General features: G+C 66.2%; 17 protein-coding genes. 7 read left to right on the top strand and 10 right to left on the bottom strand.

Annotated elements, in window-relative coordinates:
• Nucleotides 1-234: 234 nt before the first annotated feature.
• The 3 genes from F6X42_RS22925 to F6X42_RS22935 are packed head-to-tail and all read right to left on the bottom strand — an operon-like array spanning nucleotide 235 to nucleotide 6088.
• Entirely contained in the window at nucleotides 235-1800 is a 1566-nt protein-coding gene (locus tag F6X42_RS22925; RefSeq protein ID WP_187636389.1) for an efflux transporter outer membrane subunit, read from the bottom strand.
• Between the two features lie 14 nt (nucleotides 1801-1814).
• Entirely contained in the window at nucleotides 1815-4943 is a 3129-nt protein-coding gene (locus F6X42_RS22930) for an efflux RND transporter permease subunit (RefSeq protein WP_187636390.1), read from the bottom strand.
• On the bottom strand, nucleotides 4940-6088 hold the full coding sequence (locus F6X42_RS22935) for an efflux RND transporter periplasmic adaptor subunit (protein WP_187636391.1): 1149 nt from the start codon (nucleotides 6086-6088) through the stop codon (nucleotides 4940-4942). Before F6X42_RS22935 ends, F6X42_RS22930 begins: the two co-directional genes overlap by 4 nt.
• A gap of 218 nt (nucleotides 6089-6306) precedes the next feature.
• Between F6X42_RS22935 and F6X42_RS22940 the strand changes: the two genes are divergently transcribed.
• A complete protein-coding gene (locus F6X42_RS22940) occupies nucleotides 6307-6924 on the top strand; it encodes a TetR/AcrR family transcriptional regulator (RefSeq protein WP_187636392.1) in 618 nt (205 codons plus the stop codon).
• Between the two features lie 86 nt (nucleotides 6925-7010).
• Here the strand turns inward: F6X42_RS22940 and F6X42_RS22945 are convergent, their stop codons facing one another.
• Complete coding sequence (locus tag F6X42_RS22945) at nucleotides 7011-7223, bottom strand: hypothetical protein (protein WP_187636393.1); 213 nt, start codon at nucleotides 7221-7223, stop codon at nucleotides 7011-7013.
• A gap of 271 nt (nucleotides 7224-7494) precedes the next feature.
• On the opposite strand from F6X42_RS22945, the gene F6X42_RS22950 reads away from it, so the two are divergent.
• Entirely contained in the window at nucleotides 7495-8562 is a 1068-nt protein-coding gene (locus F6X42_RS22950) for a LysR family transcriptional regulator (RefSeq protein WP_187636394.1), read from the top strand.
• Nucleotides 8563-8607: 45 nt separating this feature from the next.
• Here F6X42_RS22950 and F6X42_RS22955 read toward each other — a convergent pair whose 3' ends face one another.
• The 6 genes from F6X42_RS22955 to F6X42_RS22980 all read right to left on the bottom strand — a co-directional run bounded on the left by F6X42_RS22955 (nucleotide 8608) and on the right by F6X42_RS22980 (nucleotide 14829).
• Nucleotides 8608-8838 (bottom strand): DUF2795 domain-containing protein, encoded by a 231-nt coding sequence (locus F6X42_RS22955; protein ID WP_187636395.1) that lies wholly within the window; start codon nucleotides 8836-8838, stop codon nucleotides 8608-8610.
• 149 nt (nucleotides 8839-8987) lie between these two features.
• Nucleotides 8988-9242 (bottom strand): hypothetical protein, encoded by a 255-nt coding sequence (locus F6X42_RS22960; RefSeq protein ID WP_187636396.1) that lies wholly within the window; start codon nucleotides 9240-9242, stop codon nucleotides 8988-8990.
• Between the two features lie 218 nt (nucleotides 9243-9460).
• Complete coding sequence (locus tag F6X42_RS22965) at nucleotides 9461-10798, bottom strand: C45 family autoproteolytic acyltransferase/hydrolase (protein ID WP_187636397.1); 1338 nt, start codon at nucleotides 10796-10798, stop codon at nucleotides 9461-9463.
• A 156-nt stretch (nucleotides 10799-10954) separates the two neighbouring features.
• Nucleotides 10955-12688 carry a ClcB-like voltage-gated chloride channel protein gene (locus tag F6X42_RS22970; protein ID WP_187636398.1) on the bottom strand — a complete coding sequence of 578 codons (1734 nt, stop codon included), beginning with the start codon at nucleotides 12686-12688 and terminating at the stop codon, nucleotides 10955-10957.
• A gap of 112 nt (nucleotides 12689-12800) precedes the next feature.
• On the bottom strand, nucleotides 12801-13538 hold the full coding sequence (locus tag F6X42_RS22975) for a glutathione S-transferase (RefSeq protein ID WP_187636399.1): 738 nt from the start codon (nucleotides 13536-13538) through the stop codon (nucleotides 12801-12803).
• Nucleotides 13539-13749: 211 nt separating this feature from the next.
• The gene (locus F6X42_RS22980) at nucleotides 13750-14829 is read right to left on the bottom strand and encodes a YeiH family protein (RefSeq protein ID WP_187636400.1); all 1080 of its coding nucleotides are present in this window, start codon (nucleotides 14827-14829) and stop codon (nucleotides 13750-13752) included.
• Between the two features lie 136 nt (nucleotides 14830-14965).
• Between F6X42_RS22980 and F6X42_RS22985 the strand changes: the two genes are divergently transcribed.
• From F6X42_RS22985 to F6X42_RS23005, 5 genes are all read left to right on the top strand, one after another.
• Entirely contained in the window at nucleotides 14966-15859 is an 894-nt protein-coding gene (locus F6X42_RS22985; protein ID WP_187636401.1) for a LysR family transcriptional regulator, read from the top strand.
• 195 nt (nucleotides 15860-16054) lie between these two features.
• Nucleotides 16055-16831, top strand: coding sequence for a sugar phosphate isomerase/epimerase family protein (locus F6X42_RS22990; protein ID WP_187636402.1), 777 nt, complete (start codon nucleotides 16055-16057; stop codon nucleotides 16829-16831).
• Nucleotides 16832-16896: 65 nt separating this feature from the next.
• Nucleotides 16897-17880 carry a sugar kinase gene (locus F6X42_RS22995; protein ID WP_187636403.1) on the top strand — a complete coding sequence of 328 codons (984 nt, stop codon included), beginning with the start codon at nucleotides 16897-16899 and terminating at the stop codon, nucleotides 17878-17880.
• Between the two features lie 122 nt (nucleotides 17881-18002).
• Entirely contained in the window at nucleotides 18003-19292 is a 1290-nt protein-coding gene (locus F6X42_RS23000) for an MFS transporter (protein ID WP_187636404.1), read from the top strand.
• Entirely contained in the window at nucleotides 19292-20257 is a 966-nt protein-coding gene (locus tag F6X42_RS23005; RefSeq protein WP_187636405.1) for a 2-hydroxyacid dehydrogenase, read from the top strand. Before F6X42_RS23000 ends, F6X42_RS23005 begins: the two co-directional genes overlap by 1 nt.
• Nucleotides 20258-20291: the final 34 nt, after the last annotated feature.

A 20291-nucleotide genomic window follows, 5' to 3' on the forward strand; every position in this document is an offset into this window, starting at 1 on the left:
ATGCCAGGCTGAATCGTCTTCGGGCACAGTCAGGGTACGGCCATCGTTTAGCCTGACGAGCAACACGATCGAATTCCCAACCCATTGATCGCGCCCAACACTCTGGCTGATTTCGCACCGTACAAACAAATCGTAATACGTTCAATGCGTTAGCCCGCTTTTCAGGCAGTTTTCAACAGGCTCATCAACACGAACTGGGGATAAGTGCGCAGCGTTCCGTACGGAATCCCTCGTTTAGTTGGATGCCGCCGTGTTCGCCGCTTCAACCGATGCAGGCGCAGAAGCTGAAGTCGCCGCGGTCGATGACGCACCAGCCTGATCAACCGGCGGATTCCCCATCGCCTGAAACAACGCGGCCGTATCCGTCAGCCGCGCGCTCATATAGCGGATCTCATCGAGCTGCGCGTTGCGCCATTGCTGCTCGCTCGAACGCGTCGCCGCGACGGGCAGCGCGCCGAGCCGATAGCGCGCCGATGTCTCGTTGAACACGCCTTGTGCCGAACGCGCGGCGATGTTCGCGGCATCGAGCGACTGCGCGTCGTGCTCGAGCGAGGCGAGCGTATCGGCGACGTTCTGGAACGCGGCCAGCACGGTCTGCTTGTATTGCGACACGCTCGCCTCGTACGTGTGCTGCGCCGCGCGGCGCTGCGCGACGAGCGCGCCGCCATGAAACAGCGGTTGCGACAAAGAAGCGCCGATGCTCCAGATGGCCCCAGCACCTGACATCGCAACCGGCCAGCTAAAGCCGCCTTGTCCCATCGATGCCGACAGCGACAGGCTCGGAAACATCTGCGCGGTCGCGACGCCGACATCGGTCGCCGCGGCCTTCAGCGCGGCATCGGCCGCCTCGATGTCAGGCCGCGTGCGCAGCAGCTCCGACGGCACGACGACCGGCACCTGCTCGGGCACATGCAGCTGCGCGAGATCGATGTCGTCCGGCGCGGCATCGGGTGTGCGGCCGAGCAGCACCGCGAGCGCGTGACGCGTAGTGAGCCACTGCTGCTTCAGCGCCGGCAGACTCGCCGACACGCTCGCCGCGCTTTGCTGCGCGTTCAGCAGATCGGCATGCGACACCGCGCCGAGCGCGAAGCGCCGTTCGGTATCGCGCGCCTGATCGTTGGCGAGGCTCACGAGCCGCTCGGTCGTATCGATCTGAGCATGCAGCGCGGCGCTCGTAATCGTCGCCGTGACGATGTTCGCGGCGAGCGCGCGCCGCGCTGCCTCGAGCTGGTAGACCTGCACGTTCACGCGGGCGGAGAGTGCCGCGTTCGCCAGACGCGCGGCGCCGAACAGATCGAACGTATAGTGCGCCTGCAACTGACCGACGAACACGTTGTACAGAAACGTGTTCGGTCCAATCTCGGGAATCGCGAGCGCGCGATTGCGGGTGGCCTGGCCGCCGGCGTCGATGGTCGGCAGCAACGAGCTGCCCACCTGCGCGCGCAGTTGCTCGCGCGCGGCGGCGAGACTGCGGTCGGTCGCGGCGAGCGTCGGACTGTTGCGCAGGCCTTCGTCAACGAGCGTGTTCAGCGCATCCGAACGGTACAGCTTCCACCATTCAGGCACCGGCTGCGCGCCGGTCACGAACTGCTGCGTGACGCCCTGCGCGGGCACGGTTTGCGTCGGCATCGCTTCGGCGCCGTAGTGCGCGGGCTGCGGCATCGCGGGCGCATCGCCGTTCGGTCCGAACGAGCAGGCGCCGAGCATGCAGGTGAGGCTCGCGATGCTCGTGGCAATCGCGGTACGGGCCAGCGCATCGAAGCCCGCGCGGCGGTGGCGGGATAGGGCGGGAATAATCATGCTCGTGCTCATGCTCAGTTACCCGTGTGCGTGGCGCCGGCACCGGGCGGCGCGTGCGGCTCGCGCTCGTCGGTGCGCACACGGAACGACGCGGCGTACAACGCGGGCAGATAGAACAGCGTGAGGATCGTCGCACTCGTGATGCCGCCCATCAGCGCGGTCGCCATCGGCCCGAAGAAGTTCGAGCGCAACAGCGGGATCAGCGCGAGCACGGCGGCCGCGGCGGTCAGCGTGATCGGCCGGAACCGCCGCACGGTCGCGCCGACGATCGCATCGAAGCGTTTGTGCCCCGACGCGATGTCCTGCTCGATCTGATCGACGAGAATCACCGAATTGCGCATGATGATGCCGAACATCGCGATCACGCCGAGCATCGCGACGAAGCCGAACGGCTGGCCGAACAGCAGCAACGTAAGCACGACGCCGATCAGGCCGAGCGGCGCGGTCAGTACGACCATCAGCACGCGCGCGAAGCTTTGCAACTGGATCATCAGCAGCGTGAGCACCGCGATCACCATGATGGGAATCTGCGCGTTGATCGAGGTTTGACCTTTGCCGCTTTCCTCGACGGAGCCGCCGATCTCGATCCGGTAGCCGACCGGCAGCGTCGCGCGGATCGGCGCGAGCGCGCGATCCACCGCGTGCGTGACGTCGATGCCTTGGGCGCCGGCCGAAACGTCGGACTGCACGGTGATAGTCGGCTGACGGTCGCGTTCCCAGATCACGCCGTATTCGAGGTCGTTGCGCAGATGCCCGAGCGTACCGAGCGGTACCGGGCCGTTCGATGTCGGCATCGCGAGCGCGGTCAACTGCGACGGATCCACACGTTCGGCGCGCGGCGCGCGCAGATCGACGCTGATCAGCTTGTCGCGCTCGCGATACTGCGTGACCGTATAGCCGGACAGCGTCATCGCCAGGAAGCTGGAGACGTCTTCGGAAGTGACGCCGAGCTCGCGCGCGCGTTTCTGGTCGATCTCGAAGCGCACCGAGCGCTCGGCGGGCTCATCCCAGTCGAACTGCACGTTGCGCGTGCCGCGATTGGCGCGCATCGTCACGGCGACGCGCTCGGCGATCGAGCGCACAGTCGCGATGTCGTCGCCGCTCACGCGGAACTGCACCGGATAGCCGACCGGTGGCCCGTTTTCGAGGCGTGACAGGCGCGTGCGGATCGCCGGGAAGTTGTTCAGCAATTCCGGTTCGAGCCATTGCGCGAGCTTCTCGCGATCCTTGACGGACTTCGCGGTGATCACGAACTGCGCGAAGTTCGGTTGCTGCAATTGCTGATCGAGCGGCAGATAGAAACGTGGTGCGCCGGTGCCGACGAAGCTGACCGTGTGATCGATCTCGGGGCGCCCGTGAAGCGCTTTTTCGAGGCGTTCGGCCTGGCGCAACGTGGCATCGAACGACGCGCCTTCGGGCAGCCGCACATCGACCAGCAGCTCCGGCCGGTCCGAGCTCGGGAAGAACTGCTGCGGCACGAGCGAGAAGCCGGCCATCGCGAGCACGAACAGCAGCACGGTGATCGCGAGCACGACGAAACGCCGCTCGATGCACCAGCCGATCCAGCCGCGCAACCGCGTATAGAAGCGCGTGTCGTAGATGTCGTGTTCGTGGTCGTCGGGCTCGTGCGCGTGACGCTTGCGCTCCGGCAGCATGTGATAGCCGAGCAGCGGGATCAGCACGACCGCCGCGAGCCACGACGCGATCAGCGCGATCGCCGACACCTCGAAGATCGAGCGCGTGTACTCGCCGGTGCTCGATTTCGCGAGCGCGATCGGCAGGAAGCCCGCCACGGTGACGAGCGTGCCCGTCAGCATCGGAAACGCGGTGCTGGTGTATGCGAAGGCCGCGGCGCGCGCGCGGTTCCAGCCTTGCTCGAGCTTCACCGACATCATCTCCACCGCGATGATCGCATCGTCGACGAGCAGGCCGAGCGCGAGCACGAGTGTGCCGAGCGATACCTTGTGCAGGCCGATATCGAACAGGTACATGCACAGCGCAGTGACCGCGAGCACGACCGGAATCGAGATCACGACAACCATGCCGGTGCGCACGCCGAGCGACACGAGGCTGACGACCAGCACGATCCCGACCGCTTCGGCGACCGCTTCGAGAAAGTCGTTGACCGAGCGCGCGACCGCGTGCGGCATGCTCGATACTTCGACGAGCTTCAAACCGGCGGGCAGCGCGGCGCGCAATTGGGTCATCTGCTGATCGAGCGCGCGGCCCAGGCGGATCACGTCGCCACCCGTCTGCATCGTCACGCCGATGCCGAGCACGGGCTTGCCGCCGAAGCGCATCTGCGTGACGACCGGGTCGTCGTAGCCGCGCCGGATCGTCGCGATGTCGCCGAGACGAATGGTGTGGTTGTTGATGCGGATCAGCATGTCGGCGAGCGCATTGACGTCGTTGAACTGGCCGCTCGGGCGCACGAACACGCGGTCGTCGGTGGTGGTCAGCGTACCCGCGGGCGCGATCGTGTTCTGCGCGTTGATCGCCTGGCCAAGCTGTTGTGGCGAGATGCCGAGACGCGTCAACTGCGTGTTCGCGATCTCGATGTAGACGTGCTGATCCGGGTCACCGAAATAATCGACCTTGCCGACGCCCGGCACGCGCAGCAGCACCGAGCGTAGCTGGTCCGCGTAGTCGTGCAGTTGCGCGGCGGAAAAGCCGTCGCCTTCGAGCGTATAGATGTTGGTGTAGACGTCGCCGAATTCGTCGTTGAAGAACGGGCCCTGGATGCCCGGCGGCAGGGTCGCCGCAATGTCGCCGACTTTCTTGCGCACCTGGTACCACGTCTCGGGCACCTGGCGCACCGGCGCCGAGTCCTTCATCGTGAAGAAGATCAGCGATTCCCCGGGACGCGAGTAGCTGCGAACGAAGTCTATATAAGGCGTCTCCTGCAGCTTGCGGCCGATGCGATCGGTCAGCTGCTCCTGCACCTGGCGCGCTGTGGCGCCTGGCCAGAACGTGCGGATCACCATCACGCGAAACGTGAAGGGCGGGTCTTCCGACTGCGCGAGGCGCGTGTACGCGAGGATGCCGAACGCGGTGGCGAGCGCGATCAGGAACACGACCAGCGCCTGATGACGCAGCGCCCACGCTGACAGATTGAAGCGTCCTTCTTCGTGCGACGTGCTCATGAAGCGAAGTCCTCGGGATGCAGCGGTGCGATCGCGCGGACTTTCTGGCCGGCGCTCACGGTGTGCACGCCTTGCAGCACGACGCTTTCGCCATCTTTCAGGCCGTCGCTGACGACGAACGTGCGCTCGTAGTAGCGCGTGACGCTCACGCGACGCAGTTCGAGCGTGTTGTCCGCGGCGCGCACGACCCACACGGCCGGCTCGCGTCCCTCGTGAAAGAGCGCGGTGACCGGCAGCGTGAACACGCCATGCTGCGCGGCCGCCACGGCGAGCGGCACGGCCGGCGTGACGTCGGCGGTCATGCCGAGGCGCACCTCGGCACCGGCATCGAGCAGCGTCAGACGCGCGCGCCAGGTGCGGCTTTGCGGATCGGCGGCCGGCGACAGCTCGCGCACGCGCGCGCTGAGCCTGCGGCCAGGCAGCGCGGCGAGCGTGACGCTCGCGTTCTGGCCGACGGCGAAGGCGGTAAGTGCGCTTTCGGGCGCGTCGCACAGCACGTCGACGTCGCCGCTCCACGCGAGGTTGTAGACGGCCTGACCCGCCGACACGTTCTGGCCCGTGTCCGCCTGTTCAGCCGTGATGACGCCAGCATGACCGGCGACGAGCGTCGTGTATTGCAGCTGGTTCTTCGCGAGTGCCGCCTGCTGCTGCGCCTGATCGCGCTGCGCGAGCGCGGATGCGTAGGCGTTGGTGGTCTGTTCGAGCTGTGCCGGCGCGATCAGGTTTTCTTTGGCCTGCGCCTTGTCGCGCTCGAGCTGCTGCTGCGCATAGACGAGGTTGTGCTGCGCGGCGTCGAGCTGCGCCTCGGTGCCGGCGACGTTTTTCTGCGCATCGGCCGGGTCGAGCAACGCGACGACTTCACCGCTCTTCACCGTGTCGCCGAGCCGCACCCGGCGCTCGATGATCTTGCCGGCGACGCGGAACGACAGCGGCGTCGAATAGCGCGCCTGCACTTCGCCGGGCAGCGACGCCGCCTGCAGCGCGTGCCCGTCCGCATGGACGGCGAGCGCGACCACCGGGCGCGGCGCGGGCGCCGCGGCTTCCTGCTTCGAGCAGGCCGCGAGCGCGAGCACGCCTGCCAGCGCCAGCGCGCAGGTCTGCCGGGAGAAGCCGCGGTGACAGGATGGAGGAGACTGCTGGCGCATCGCTGACGATGCGAGAGAACCGGGACGCTTCACAATTACCCCAACTGGAGACAGCGAACGAACTCGGCAAGCCGCGCGGCCCGCCCGCGAAGACCCGCACGCCGAGTCATGCAATTGGCATACAGGTATGGCTTGGAATGACGAGATGCATTCTAATACACTCATGTATTTGAATGTGAGGGTGAATTTGAATTCTCTTCGGTGCTAGACTTGCGCCCATGAAACGTCAAAGACTCACGAGAGAGCAGAGCAAGGACCAGACGCGCGAGCGTCTGCTCGATGCCGCGCAGGTCATTTTCATGAAGAAGGGCTTCGTCGCGGCGAGCGTCGAGGACATCGCGGCCGCGGCCGGCTACACGCGCGGCGCGTTCTATTCGAACTTCCGCAGCAAGAGCGAGCTGTTTCTGGAGCTGTTGCGGCGCGATCACGAAGCGATGCAGGCGGACCTGCATGCGATCTTCGAGAGCGCGGCGTCGCGCGAGGAGATGGAGGCGCGCGTGCTGCGCTACTACAGCTCGCTGCATCGCGAGAACAAGTGCTTTCTGCTGTGGGTCGAGGCGAAGCTGCTCGCGGTGCGTGACGGGCGCTTCCGGCTGCGCTTCAACGCATTCATGCACGAGAAGCTCGAGCAATTGAGCGCCTATGTGCGCGAGTTCTCGGAGCGCGTCGGCACGCCGATGTCGATGCCGCCCGAGCAACTCGCGATCGGCCTGATTGGCCTGTGCGACGGCGTGCAGTTCTTCTACACGATCGATCCGCAGAACGTGCCGGCGGAGATGGCCGAAATGGTGCTGGCGGGTTTTTTCTCGCGCGTGGTGTTCGGGCGCGATGCGTGAGGTCAGGCGTTAAGCCTTGGGCGCGCAGATGCGCGAACGCGCGAGCCGGGCGGATCGCGCGTCAGATCCGGCGAAAACCGGAACAATCAGTCGATTGGCAATTTCGCACAAGCGTCGGCGGCGGGCGCCGCGCACGCGAACGCGTATTGGCCGCTGGCGCTGAGGATCTTTTCCCCGGCGTGCAGGGCTACCTTGATATCGGGGCAGCGCTCGTAACCGATATACGCCGAACTCGCGGCGGCCGACCAGCAAACCAGCGAAAACGCGATTTTTTCGAGCAGATGAAAACGATGTGGCATGGCGGGTGGTGCGGTGATTTCCTTTGGCCGCCATTTTACCTGCTGACTAGGGTTTATACCTAGCTAGAACCGACAATAGACGCCGCAATAGTGGCGCGATTAGCACACTGCGTCGAATCTGACCGGAATGTCATGTCTGGGTCAGGGTTGGGACATGTCCGATCGCTAGAATCGGTTGGGTTGGGCAAACCCGCGCTCGTCCATGCGGCGCGGGTCGACACTGGCGGCAACAGTTGCGCCGGCCCGGCTTTACCGACGCAGGAGTCGTCCCATGAATCAACTGCAGTCGATGCGCGTGTTCGTCAAGGTCGCGGACCTCGGCAGTTTCGTCGGCGCGGCGGGCGCGCTGGATCTGTCCACCGCGGTCGTCACGCGGCACGTCGCGGATCTCGAAGCGCGGCTCGGCACGCGACTGCTGAACCGCACGACGCGCCGTCTGTCGCTGACCGAATCCGGCGCGACCTATCTGGAGCGCGTGCGCCACATCCTCGCCGATCTCGAAGGCGTCGAGCAGATGGTGGTGGCGCGCAATCATGAGCCTGTCGGCACGCTGCGTATCGTCGCGCCGGTCGTGTTCGGACTGCACAGTCTCGCGCCGGTCGTGCAGTCGTACGCGGCGCGCTATCCGGACGTGGTGCCCGACGTCACGCTCGCCGACCGTCACGTCGATCTGGTCGAAGAGGGCTTCGACGTCGGCATTCTGGTTGCGCGGCACATGCGCAGCGCGAGCATCGTGACCCGGCGGCTGACGACCGGCTACATGACGGTCTGCGCGACGCCCGCCTATCTGGCGCAACACGGCACGCCGACGCGCCCCGAGGATCTGCTCAGGCATTCGTGCCTGAGCCGGCCGGCCGAGCAGGGCGGCGGCGAGGAGCGCGTGTTCAAGGGTCCGGATCGCGAAGTGCGGGTGCGGCCGACCAACGCGATCGCGGCGAACAATGCCGAGATGCTTCGGCAGTTCACGCTGCTGGGCATGGGCGTGGCGATCCTGCCGAGCTACCTGATCGGGCGGGATCTGACGGCGGGGCGGCTCGTGCGTCTGCTCGACGGGTACACTCTGCCGCCGATCGAAATCACGATTGCGTATCCGAGCCGGCTGCATCTGCCGGCGAAGGTGCGGACCTTCATCGACCATCTGGTCGAGCATTTCCAGCCGGAAAGCGCGTCGGCGCGGGATTCCCGTAGCGCAGCGCAGTTGCGGGCGACGGTGGAGGCGAGCGGGTCCGACGATCCGACTGCGCGCGAGATGACCGACCACGCGCTCGAAAGTGGTGGCACGACGCGCCGTGTGACGCGGGCCCCGCGCACGCGGATGGCGGTGTCGTCGCAGTTCTGATGAGTAAAGTGAGGCGCGTGTGAATGCGGGTTTGGATCCCTGGGTTCAGATCCCCAGGCCCGGGCCATAATTGCCGCCGATCAAGCGCGTGACCGACTCGATGTCGACATAATCCTGCTCTGGCATGCCGTCGAGCATCGCCAGCACCTCGTTGCTCGCGCCGGCTTCGCGCGCGGCGTCGACGAGCGCATCCTTGTTGGTCGGGAATTCGAGTTCAGCGAGAAGATCGGTAATCTGCAGATCGATCGATTCGCCCGGGATGTCCGAGGCCGTCATGCGCATGCTCCTGTCGTGCTGGTGTTGGTGTTGGTCGTCAGGGTGCAATTGCCGCCGCGCAAATTCAGCACCTCGCCGCGACGAGCTTCTCGCGGTCTCTCGCAGTTCCGCGCGCATCGCCACGCCATCGACCGCCGTTGCGGCCGCCCTCAGGTGGTCAGATGCTCGTTTTGCCCGGTAAGGCTGCGTTCCAGATGTCGGGACTTCGGCAACGCAATATGCTCCCATTGCTGCGGACGACTCGCGTCGGTGCTCGTGACGTCCGGAGCCGGAGGCGCGACCGGCGCGGCGTTCGCGCGTTGGGCAAGCGTGATGGAATCCGTGCTGTCCGACGCGGTATGGACCGGCGCGGCAAAGCACGAGGCTGACAGCGTCACCATGATTAACAGTGTCGAGGTTTTCATCGCCCGACCTCCTAAAACTCATGCGGCGCTGACAATCGAGCAAACCCTGTGCCGTCCCGCGTCGATAGGACGGTGCAAGCCAGGGACGGCGTGGCGCTGCGCGGCCCAGGCCCCTTACCATCTTAGATGGCAAATACTGCAACGCGCGCATATTTGCGACAACACCGTCTTGCAGATTCCATGATCGCCCGAACGGGCTCGCGCGTCCAGGCCCTGCGCTAGCGCAGCACGTCGAAGCGCGTCCACGGCCACGACGGCCGGTCGCGCATGTAGCCGTTCAGCCAGTTCCACTGCGGATGCCGCTTCATGAACGACTGCGCGTCGAACGGCCGGCCGCACGGATGACCCCAGCGCGCGGTGAACGCCATCTCGCGCGCCATTTCGCTATCGACCACCTTGCCGTCGTTCGCGCCCCACGGATTGAACGGACCGTGATCGGTGCCGCCGAAGCGCGCGTCGTCGAGCTCCAGATGCCCGCAGATCGTGCGCGAGCAGGGATTGTCGTTGCGATCGAGATAGACGTCGTGATGATCGGCGATCATCTGCTTCGCGAGTTCGACGTCGATGCTGCCGCGATGCATGTCCTCGAGCTGCATGAAGCGCAGACGCCGCGCGCCGTTCTTGCGCACGTCGGTATAGTCCTCGCCTTCGCCGATGCATTCCTGATTGCGGATCTTCAGATCCGTCGCGGTGTTGTAGCCGCTGTAGAAACCGTCTTTCGTGCTCTCGAAGCCTGAATAGTGCAGCCCGAGTTCGTAGCGCGCGATCTCGCCGGTCTTCGTGTCGCCGAGCAGCCAGCTGTTCGCGTAGCCGCCGTTGTTCGCGAGCGAGAACATGTCGCACCATTCCTTGATGCTGTCCGCATATTGCGACGCGCGCCTCGAGCGATAGAATTCCGGCGCGCCCGCCGCGTTGTAGCCCGCGAAGTTCGAGATCGTCGTTTCGGTGACCATCAGGCCGGCCGCCGTGACCCAGAAGTCGGTCAGGCTCGAAATGCAGCCCGGCAAGCCCTGCATCAGGATGCGGTTGCCGCGATCGGGCACGATGTCGAATACGACGTTGAACGCGTCGCCGGCGGCGTAGCGGTCCCACGAGTTGTGCGCCATCACGATGCGGCCGTCGCGCGTCGCGTTGCCGGTCGCGATGAACGCACTGCAGTGGTGACCGCGCCGGCCGCGCCACAGTTTCGCGCCCAACTGCGGCCGCTGCTGCGCCGCGTGTGTCGGCCACCAGCTTTGCAGCAGATCCATGTAGCCGTTCCACGCGAGCACTTCGGCGAACGGCAGCTTCGCGCCGTCGGCGATCCCCTGGATTTCGTCGGCGAATTCGGTGTCGAGCTTGCTCGCGAACTGGCTCGTTGCGGCGTTGAGGAAGGTGTCGAACTCCTCGCCGGTGTCCCATTTGGCGAGATAGCGCGCAGTGCGGATCGCGTTTCTGATTTCGTCGGCGAGCAACTGGCCGTGCTGTTCGCCGCGATCGTACGGCTCGCCTTCGATATGCACGAAAATCCAGCCGGCTTGATCGCGGCGTACGGCCTCGGGGGACGGTTCGCTCATCTTCGCTCCGACGATACGGCGGGCGCTGTCGCTGCACCCATGCTGGGCTCACGCGTGCCGCCCGCAACAGGGGCCGGCGGTCTGTTCATTGTAGAGAATCTGCGGCGCTTTGCATCGCGCCGCGAAGCGGGTAGCCGCGGAGCTTTGGCGAAGGCGCTAGGGCGATGGATTCATGCGGAAGTACGCATCCAGCAGCGAGGTCTTGTAGACGACGCCGGCGAGCTTCGGATGCGCGGTGCTTTCGATCACGGGCAACCGCTCGCCCTGAAACGCCAGGAAGTGCTGCAACGCGACGGCGAGCGACATGTCCGGCGTCAGCACGTCGAAATGCGGCTGCAGATAATCGGCGGCGGTCTTCATCGACGTGTCGCGGCCCTCGAGCAGATCGGACGTGATGTCCTTCAGCGCGACCACGCCGAGAAACGCGCCGGAGTCGTTCGCGACGTACAGATACTTGACCGGATATTCGAGGAACACGCGGGTCATGTCGTGCACGGTCGCGTTCGGCGGCACGACGGTTTGCGCGGGGCGGATCAGCTCGCGCATCTGCGTCGCGCGCAATCGCGAGCGCTCCTGCTCCTCGCGATTGCGGCGCAGCGTGATCTCGTACATCGAGGTCTTGCCGATCGCGCGCGCGATGAAATACGCGACCACGCACGACAGCATCAGCGGCAGCACGACCTGATAGCTCAACGTCATCTCGAAGATCATCAGGATCGCCATCAGCGGCGCCTGGGTCGCGCCCGCGAGAAACGCGCCCATGCCGACCATCGCATACGCGTAAGCGGCCGACGTCGCATGCGGCCACAACGCGTGCATGGCCTGGCCGAACAGCGAGCCGACCGCCGCGCCGACGAACAGCGTCGGCGTGAACACGCCGCCCACCGCGCCGGAGCCGGCCGTCGCCGCGGTCGCCGCGAGCTTGCAGACGAGCACGAGCAGCAGCGCGGACCACGTCCACGGCGAATGCAGGATCGAGTTCACGACGCTGTAGCCGTTGCCCCACACCTCGGGCTCCCCGACCGAAATGATGCCGACCACGAGACCGCCGAGCGCGAGCCGCAGAGGCAGCGCCACCGGCAGCTTGCGAAAGGCCGCCTTCGACGCATCGAGCAGCCGCAGGAACTGCGGCGCGGCCGCGCCGCACAGCGCGCCGAGCGCGACGAACAGCAGCACCTCGGCGCCGGTCACGGTCGGAAACTCCGGCATCTCGTAGGGCGGCTTGTAGCCGGCGAACTCGCGCATCGTGATGTTCGCGACGACCGCCGCGACCAGCACCGGCCCGAAGCTTTCCATCGCGATCGAGCCGAGCACGATCTCGGTGACGAAAAACGCGCCCGCGATCGGCGCGCTGTACGCGGAGGTGATACCGGCGGCCGCGCCGCACGCGACGAGCAGGCGCAGTCGTGGCGGATCGAAGTGGACCCAGCGGCCGACCAGCGACGCGGCGAGCGCCGCGAGCTGCACCATCGGACCTTCGCGGCCGATCGAACCGCCGCTCGCGATCGTAAACAGCGACGACACGCTGCGCCACAGGCTGAGGCGCACCGGCACGACGCCATCGCCGATCGCGACGGCTTCCATGTAGTCGGTGTGCGTGCTGGTGTCGGCGTGACGTCGCGCGATCAGCAGAAAAATGCCGGCGACCAGACCGCCCGCCGCCGGCACCCAGATGCGCGTGGTCCACGGCAGGCTGCGCGCCAGTTCGACGAAGCTGCCGGATTGGCCGGTCATCGCCAGTTGCAGCAGTTGGATGCAGTTGCGAAACGCGATGGTCGCGAATGCGCCGGCTATGCCGACCACAACCGACCAGACCAGCATCGTGTGGGCTTCGGAGAGGCGGAAAAGACGTTGGGCGCGGGTGCGCAGCTTCAGCAGGAAGGAAAGCACGTCGACGGTACGGGGCGTGAGCGAAGGTTGAAAAAAGCGCGGCACAACAGCAGCGCGCCCGCCTCGAATGGCGGGCGCGCGGCGGCGAGCGGGCGGGGGCGGGCGGCGCGGATCAAGTCGCCGCCCGGTCGAGTTCAGGATAGTGCCGGAAGATGCAACTTTCGTTATGGCCGATGCGCCGGTCCGAGTCCAGATACGCGGCGATGTTCGGTCTTGCGATCACCATGTCGTGCAGCGCGGCGAGCCGCGGATAGTGCTCGCCGAAGCGCTTCAGCGCGCGCGGAAACGCGTACAGCAGACCGTCGATCAGCTGGAACATCGACAGATCGACGTAACTCAGCGTGTCGCCGACCATGAAGTTGCCGCCGGCCGGATTCTGCGCGAGCACGCGCTCGAAGTACGACATGAACTTCGGAATCCGATGGTCGATGAAATCGTGCGCGCGCGACTTCGCCGCGTCTTTCTGCTCCTCGTAGTAGAGGCCGCTCGCGAGCGGATGGTGGGTGTCGTGCGCTTCGGTGACGACGTCGGCGATCGTCAGCTGCAGGCCGTTCGCGACATAGCGCAGACTGTCCACCGTCGGCGCGAGATTGAGCCGCGGGCCGAGATAGAACAGGATGTTGGCGGTCTGCGAGATCACCAGATCGCCGTCTTTCAGAAACGGCGGCGCGAACGGCGGATACGGTTCGTCGGGGCTTTGCATCACCGCCATCATCGCTTCGGTGCCTTGGCCCTTCGAGTGTTTGCCGCGCGCGACTTCGACGTAGTCGACGCCGGCTTCCTCCAGCGCGAGCCGCACGAATTCTCCACGCCCTTGCAGGCCATCCCAGTAGTACAGTTCCAGGCTCATCGATCGATCCTCATTCCGGTGGTCCGGACGCATCGCGCGAAGGCGGTGTCAGCGCTGCCATCGGACGTCGCGCACGGGCGGGTTGCGGGAGCAAAATTCGCAGCAACGAGTATGCCGTGTGATCGGCCCGGATGGTGCGCCAGAAAGCGCAAAACCCCGCGCGCGGCGGGGTGTCGGGAAAGGCGGGGAAGCCGGGGAAGCCGGCGACGGCTCAGTGGAACAGGTGCTGGACGGTCCATGTGATGCCCAGTCCGCCGGCGATCAGCCACACATACAGAATCAGGCCAGTGCTCAGCGCGCGCGGACCCGCTTCGCGAATCTGCGAGACCCGCGTTTCGATGCCGAGCGCGGTCATTGCCATCGTCAGCGCGAAGGTGTCGACGAGGTTCAGCGTCGAGGTGGCGCTTTCCGGCAGCACGTGCAGCGAGTTGATCACGACGCAGGCGAGAAAGCCGAGTGCGAACCAGGGAATCGCAAGCTTGCGCGGGGCGGCGCCGTCCGTGCTGGCATCCTTCGCGCCACGAGCAGCGCGGTTGACCCACAGGCCGACCACCAGCAGTACCGGCACGAGCAGCATCACGCGGGTCATCTTGACGATCGTGGCGATGTGCGTCGCTTCCGGGCTCACGTTGCTCGCCGCGCCGACCACCTGCGCGACCTCGTGGATCGTGCCGCCGAAGAACAGGCCGGCGCCGAGCGTATCGAGGTGCAGCCAGCCGGCCTTGAACAGCACCGGGTACAGGAACATCGACAGCGTGCCGAACAGCACGACGCTGCCAACCGCCATCGCGCTCTTGTGCGGCTTCGATTGCAGCGTCGATTCGAACGCGAGCACCGCCGCGGCGCCGCAGATCGCGCTGCCGGCCGCCGTCAGCAGCGCGGTGTCGCGATCGAGCTTCATGATTTTCATGCCGGCCCAGGTGCCGATCACGAGCGTGCTGACGACGATCAGCACCGACTCCGCGAGACCCGGCAGGCCGACCTGCGCGATTTCCTGCAGGCTCACGCGCAGGCCGAAAAACGCGACCGCGATACGCAGCAGCTTGCGCGCCGAGAAGTTGACGCCGGCCGCCCAACTGGCCGGCATGCCGTCGCGCAGTGCGTTGCCGTAGATCGCACCTGCGACGATGCCGACGATCAGTGGACTCAGGCCGAGACCGGCAATCGCCGGAATCGCCGCGATGCGCGTGACGGCGGCCGCGAACAGCGCGACGAACAGCACGCCGTTGAGCTGGCCGCGGGTGGACAGCGCGGGGGAGGCGGTGGGGAGCGGAACGGTGGGCGTGGACATGATCGGATGCCTGATCTCGTAACGGACTGCATGAAACTGCATGGGGAGCAACGGGGCTAATCCTAAATTAGATATATCGATATGAAAAATCATCATTTAGAATGTAAAGTATCGGCCTAACTGATATTTAATCGAGATGACCCCGGATCAACTTATAACGTTCGCCGCCGTCGCCGAACATCGCAATATCAGCCGGGCGGCGGTGGCGCTGCATCTGTCGCAGCCGGCGGTGTCCGGCCAGCTCAGGCAGCTGCAGGACGAATTCGGCGAGCCGCTGTATCAGCGCGATGGCCGCGGCGTGCGCCTGACCCCGGCCGGCGAGCAACTCGCCAGCTATGCGGCGCGGCTGCGCGACACCTGGCGGCAGGCCCATGCCTATCGTGACGCGCTGCGCGGTCTCGAACAGGGCACCTTGCGGATCGGCGCGAGCACGACGCCGGCCAGCTACCTGCTGCCGTACCTGATCGCCGAATTCCATCGCCGCTACCCGGACGTGACCGTGCATACCGCCAACGGCAACACGGCCGAGATCGTCGGCGCGCTCGGCTCGGTCGATATCGCGATGATCGAGGGGCCGCCCGGCGCCGATCTGCCGCCGGACACGGTCGTGCATGCGTGGCGCGAGGACGAGATCGTCGCGATCATGCCGCGCTCGCATCCGCTCGCGCAGGCGGACAGCGGCGGGCGCATCGAGCTGGCCGCGTTCGGCGCGTATCCGCTGGTGCTGCGCGAGGAAGGCTCGGGCGTGCGACAGACGGTCGAGCGCGAGTTCGCGCGCGCGGGCGTGCCGATGCGTGTCGCACTCGAAATCGCCGGGGTCGAAGGGGTGAAGGAGGCAGTCCGGGCCGGCATGGGCGTCGGCTTCGTGTCGGCGATGTCGATGCGGCACGAGAACGGTGCGCTGCGGCTGATGTCGCTGAGCCCGCAGCCGCTGACGCGGCGACTGTCGATTCTGGTGCCGCACGCGAGCGCACCGTCTCGGCTGGTCGAGCGGTTTCTGGCGATGTGCGTCGCGGATCAGCGCGGCTGAATGGCGCGCGGTCGTGCCAAACGAGTTCCGGGTCACGCTCGCCGCATGCCTACCGCGCCTGGGGATTTCCTCTATGGTGCGCGGTGGCTGTCCCGCGCACTATTCGCACGTCACAGCGCCTCGGCGCTTTTTTTCAAAGTAGTTTTGGAACCGGTTCCAAACATCAGTTTCACCCGAGGATCGAGCGAGTTCGACATGACTGAAGCCATAGAGATCGTGATCGTCGCCAGCGCGTTCGGCATGAATGCGGTGCGCGCCGACGGTCATCTGAAATGGGCGCGAGCGGCAAAGCGGGCCGGCGCGGCCGGGTTCGAAGTGCGCCGCGAACTGTTCGCGAGTGCCGCGGACGCGCACCCGCAACGGCTGCGCGCGCTCGGCGCGGCGTTGGCCGATCTGGGCCTGTGGTCGGTGTTTTCGACGCCGGCATCGTTGTACGCGGCGCACGGCCAGCTCGATACCGACGCACTGCGGGTCGCGCTCGACCAGGCGGCCTCGCTCGGCGCGCGCTTCGTCAAGCTGCAACTCGGTGGCTTCGCGGGCGACGCTGACGGCGCGGCCATCGCCGCGCACGTCGCGAGCGGCGCGCATCCACGAGTCGTCGTCGAAAACGGGCAACTGGCGCAGGGCGGCTCGCCCGCGCAGTTCGTCGGGCTGTTCGACGCGCTCGCGCGCGAAGGCCACGCGGGCGTGCTCGGCATGACTTTCGATACCGGCAACTGGGCGTGGCTCGACGTCGCGCCGCTGCAGATCGCCCCGCAGCTCGCGCCCCATGTCGAGTACATCCATTGCAAGACCACGGCGGGAGAGGGCGCGCGGCGCTTCGCGACCGCACCGGCCGACGATGACGCGCCATTCCGCGCGGTCCTCGACCGTCTGCCGCGCGATGTGCCGCGCGGCATCGAGTTTCCGTTCGACGCGAGCCGGATCGACGCGGATGCCGCGCGTTATGTGAACTGGCTCGCCCGCGTGTAGACGCGCGACGCGGCATCACGAATCACCCGTATCACCCGCATCACCAGCACCGCCAGGAGCCCAGCATGACCCACCCGTATCCCGTCCTCGATGTGATCACCTACGGCGAGGCGATGGCGATGTTCGTCGCCGCCGAAACCGGCCCACTCGCGGGCGTCGGGCACTTCACGAAGCGCATTGCCGGCGCGGACCTGAACGTCGCGATCGGCTTGTCCCGACTCGGCTTCAGGGTGGGCTGGATGAGCCGCGTCGGTGACGACTCATTCGGCCGGTACGTGCGCGACACGCTGACGAAAGAGGGCATCGACCAGCGCTGCGTGAGCACCGACGCGCGCTACCCGACCGGCTTCCAGCTGAAGTCGAAGAACGACGACGGCAGCGACCCGGCGGTCGAATATTTCCGCAAGGGCTCGGCGGCGAGCCATCTGTCGCTCGACGACTACGTCGCCGATTACGCGCTGAGCGCACGTCATCTGCATCTGACCGGCGTCGCGCCGGCGATCTCGGCCAGTTCGCGCGAACTCGCGTTCCACCTGGCGCGCGAAATGCGGGGGTCAGGCAGGACGATCTCGTTCGACCCGAACCTGCGTCCGACGCTGTGGCCGTCGCGCGCGGCGATGGTCGAAGGCTTGAACGCGCTCGCCGCGCTCGCCGACTGGGTGCTGCCAGGCATCGCCGAGGGCGAGCTTCTGACCGGCTACACGCAGCCGGAGGACATCGCGAAGTTCTACCTCGAGCGCGGCGCGCGCGGCGTGATCGTCAAGCTCGGCGCGCAGGGCGCGTATTACCGCACCGCGACCGATGCCGCGACGATCGCCGGCCGGCCGGTCGCGAACGTCGTCGATACGGTCGGCGCGGGCGATGGTTTCGCGGTCGGCGTGATCAGCGCGCTGCTCGAAGGCCGCACGCTCGCGCAGGCGGTCGCGCGTGGCAACCGCATCGGCGCGCTCGCGATCCAGGTAATCGGCGATTCCGAAGGTTTGCCGAGCCGCGCCGAACTCGACGCGCTCGAACTCGCCGAGGTGCCGGGCGTCGCAAGCGCGGCCTGACGCGTATCGGAGCGCATCGACGACGAGCATAAACACCCAGCATCGACGACAACGAGAGCGCCGTCAGCGCGCCCAGATTTTTTCATCATTGATTCGGGACGACGCCGTCCAAGGAGACTTCCATGACCTCATCGCTTGCGATTCGCCGCTGGTGGACGATCATGCCGATCGTGTTCATCACCTACAGCCTCGCGTATCTGGATCGCGCGAATTTCGGCTTCGCGTCGGCGGCCGGCATCAACCAGGATCTCGGCATCAGCAAGGGGCTCGCGTCGCTGATCGGCGCGCTGTTCTTCCTCGGCTATTTCTTCTTCCAGATTCCGGGCGCGATCTACGCCGAGCGCCGCAGCGTGAAGAAGCTCGTGTTCTGGAGCCTCGTTCTGTGGGGCGGCTGTGCCGCGCTGACCGGCATGGTCAGCAACATTCCGTCGCTGATGGCGATCCGCTTCCTGCTCGGCGTCGTCGAAGCCGCGGTGATGCCGGCGATGCTGATCTTCATCAGCAACTGGTTCACGAAGAGCGAGCGTTCGCGCGCGAACACCTTCCTGATTCTCGGCAACCCGGTCACGGTGCTGTGGATGTCGGTCGTGTCGGGCTATCTCGTGCATTCGTTCGGCTGGCGGCAGATGTTCATCGCCGAGGGCGCGCCCGCGATCATCTGGGCGATCTGCTGGTGGTTCCTCGTGAAGGACAAGCCCGAGCAGGTGTCGTGGCTGTCGCAGCAGGAAAAGGACGCGCTCGCGCAGACGCTGCGCGCCGAGCAGGCGGCGATCAAGCCGGTGCGCAATTACAGCGAGGCGTTTCGCACGCCCGCCGTGATCAAGCTGTGCGCGCAGTATTTCTGCTGGAGCATCGGCGTGTACGGTTTCGTGCTGTGGCTGCCGTCGATCCTGAAGAACGGCTCGTCGTTCGGCATGGTGGAAACCGGCTGGCTGTCGGCGCTGCCGTATCTGGCCGCGACGATCGCGATGCTTGCAGCTTCGTGGGCATCGGATAAACTCAACCGCCGCAAGGTGTTCGTGTGGCCGTTCCTGCTGATCGGTGCGATTGCGTTCGCGGCGTCGTACGGGCTCGGCTCCGCGCATTTCTGGGTATCGTATGCGCTGCTCGTGATCGCGGGCGCCGCGATGTACGCGCCGTATGGACCGTTCTTCGCGATCGTACCGGAGCTGCTGCCGAAGAACGTCGCGGGCGGCGCGATGGCGCTGATCAACAGCATGGGCGCGCTCGGTTCGTTCGTCGGCTCGTACGTGGTCGGCTATCTGAACGGCGCGACCGGATCGCCCGCGGCATCGTACGCATTCATGAGCGTGGCGCTCGTCGCCGCGGTGATCCTGACGCTTGCCGTCAAGCCGGCCAGCGTCGAAAAACGCGGCCCCGCTCGTGCCACCGTCGCAAGGAAAATTAGCTGATGAAGAAGATCGTCGCCTGGAAGTCGCTGCCCGAGGATGTGCTCGCCTATCTGCAACAGCATGCGCAGGTCGTGCAGGTCGATCCGTCGCAGCATGATGCGTTCGTCGCCGCGCTGCGCGATGCCGAAGGCGGCATCGGCGCGAGCGCGCAGATCACGCCGGCGATGCTCGAAGGCGCGAACCGGCTGAAGGCGCTGTCGACGATCTCGGTCGGCTACGACCAGTTCGACGTCGACGACCTCACGCGTCGCGGCATCGTGCTCGCGCACACGCCGGACGTGCTGACCGAATCGACCGCCGATACCGTGTTCTCGCTGATCCTCGCGTGCGCGCGGCGCGTCGTCGAGCTGGCCGATTGGGTCAGGGCGGGGCAATGGCGCGCCAGCATCGGGCCCGCGCAGTTCGGGCTCGACGTGCAGGGCAAGACGATCGGCATCGTCGGCCTGGGACGGATCGGCGGCGCGGTCGCGCGACGCGCGGCGCTCGGCTTCAACATGAAGGTGCTGTACACGAACCGCAGCGCGAACCGCGAAGCGGAACAGGCATATGGCGCACGGCGCGTCGAGCTGGCCGAATTGCTCGCGCAGTCCGATTTCGTCTGTCTGCAGGTGCCGCTCACGCGAGAGACGCGGCATCTGATCGGCGCGGCCGAATTGCGCGCGATGAAGAAGAGCGCGATCCTGATCAACGCGTCGCGCGGCGCGACCGTCGACGAACTGGCGCTGATCGAGGCGCTGCGCAACGGCACGATTCACGGCGCGGGCCTCGACGTGTTCGACACCGAACCGTTGCAGGCGGACTCGCCGTTGCTTTCCATGCCGAACGTGGTCGCGCTGCCGCATATCGGCTCGGCGACGCACGAAACCCGTCATGCGATGGCGCTGAACGCGGCGCAGAACCTGGTCGCCGCGCTCGATGGCACGTTGACGACGAACATCGTCAATCGTGACGTACTGGCCAGATGAATCGCGGGGCGGCGCGTCAGCGTCCGCCCGCGGT

The sequence above is a fragment of the Paraburkholderia podalyriae genome, from assembly GCF_014397785.1.
Lineage (GTDB): Bacteria > Pseudomonadota > Gammaproteobacteria > Burkholderiales > Burkholderiaceae > Paraburkholderia > Paraburkholderia podalyriae.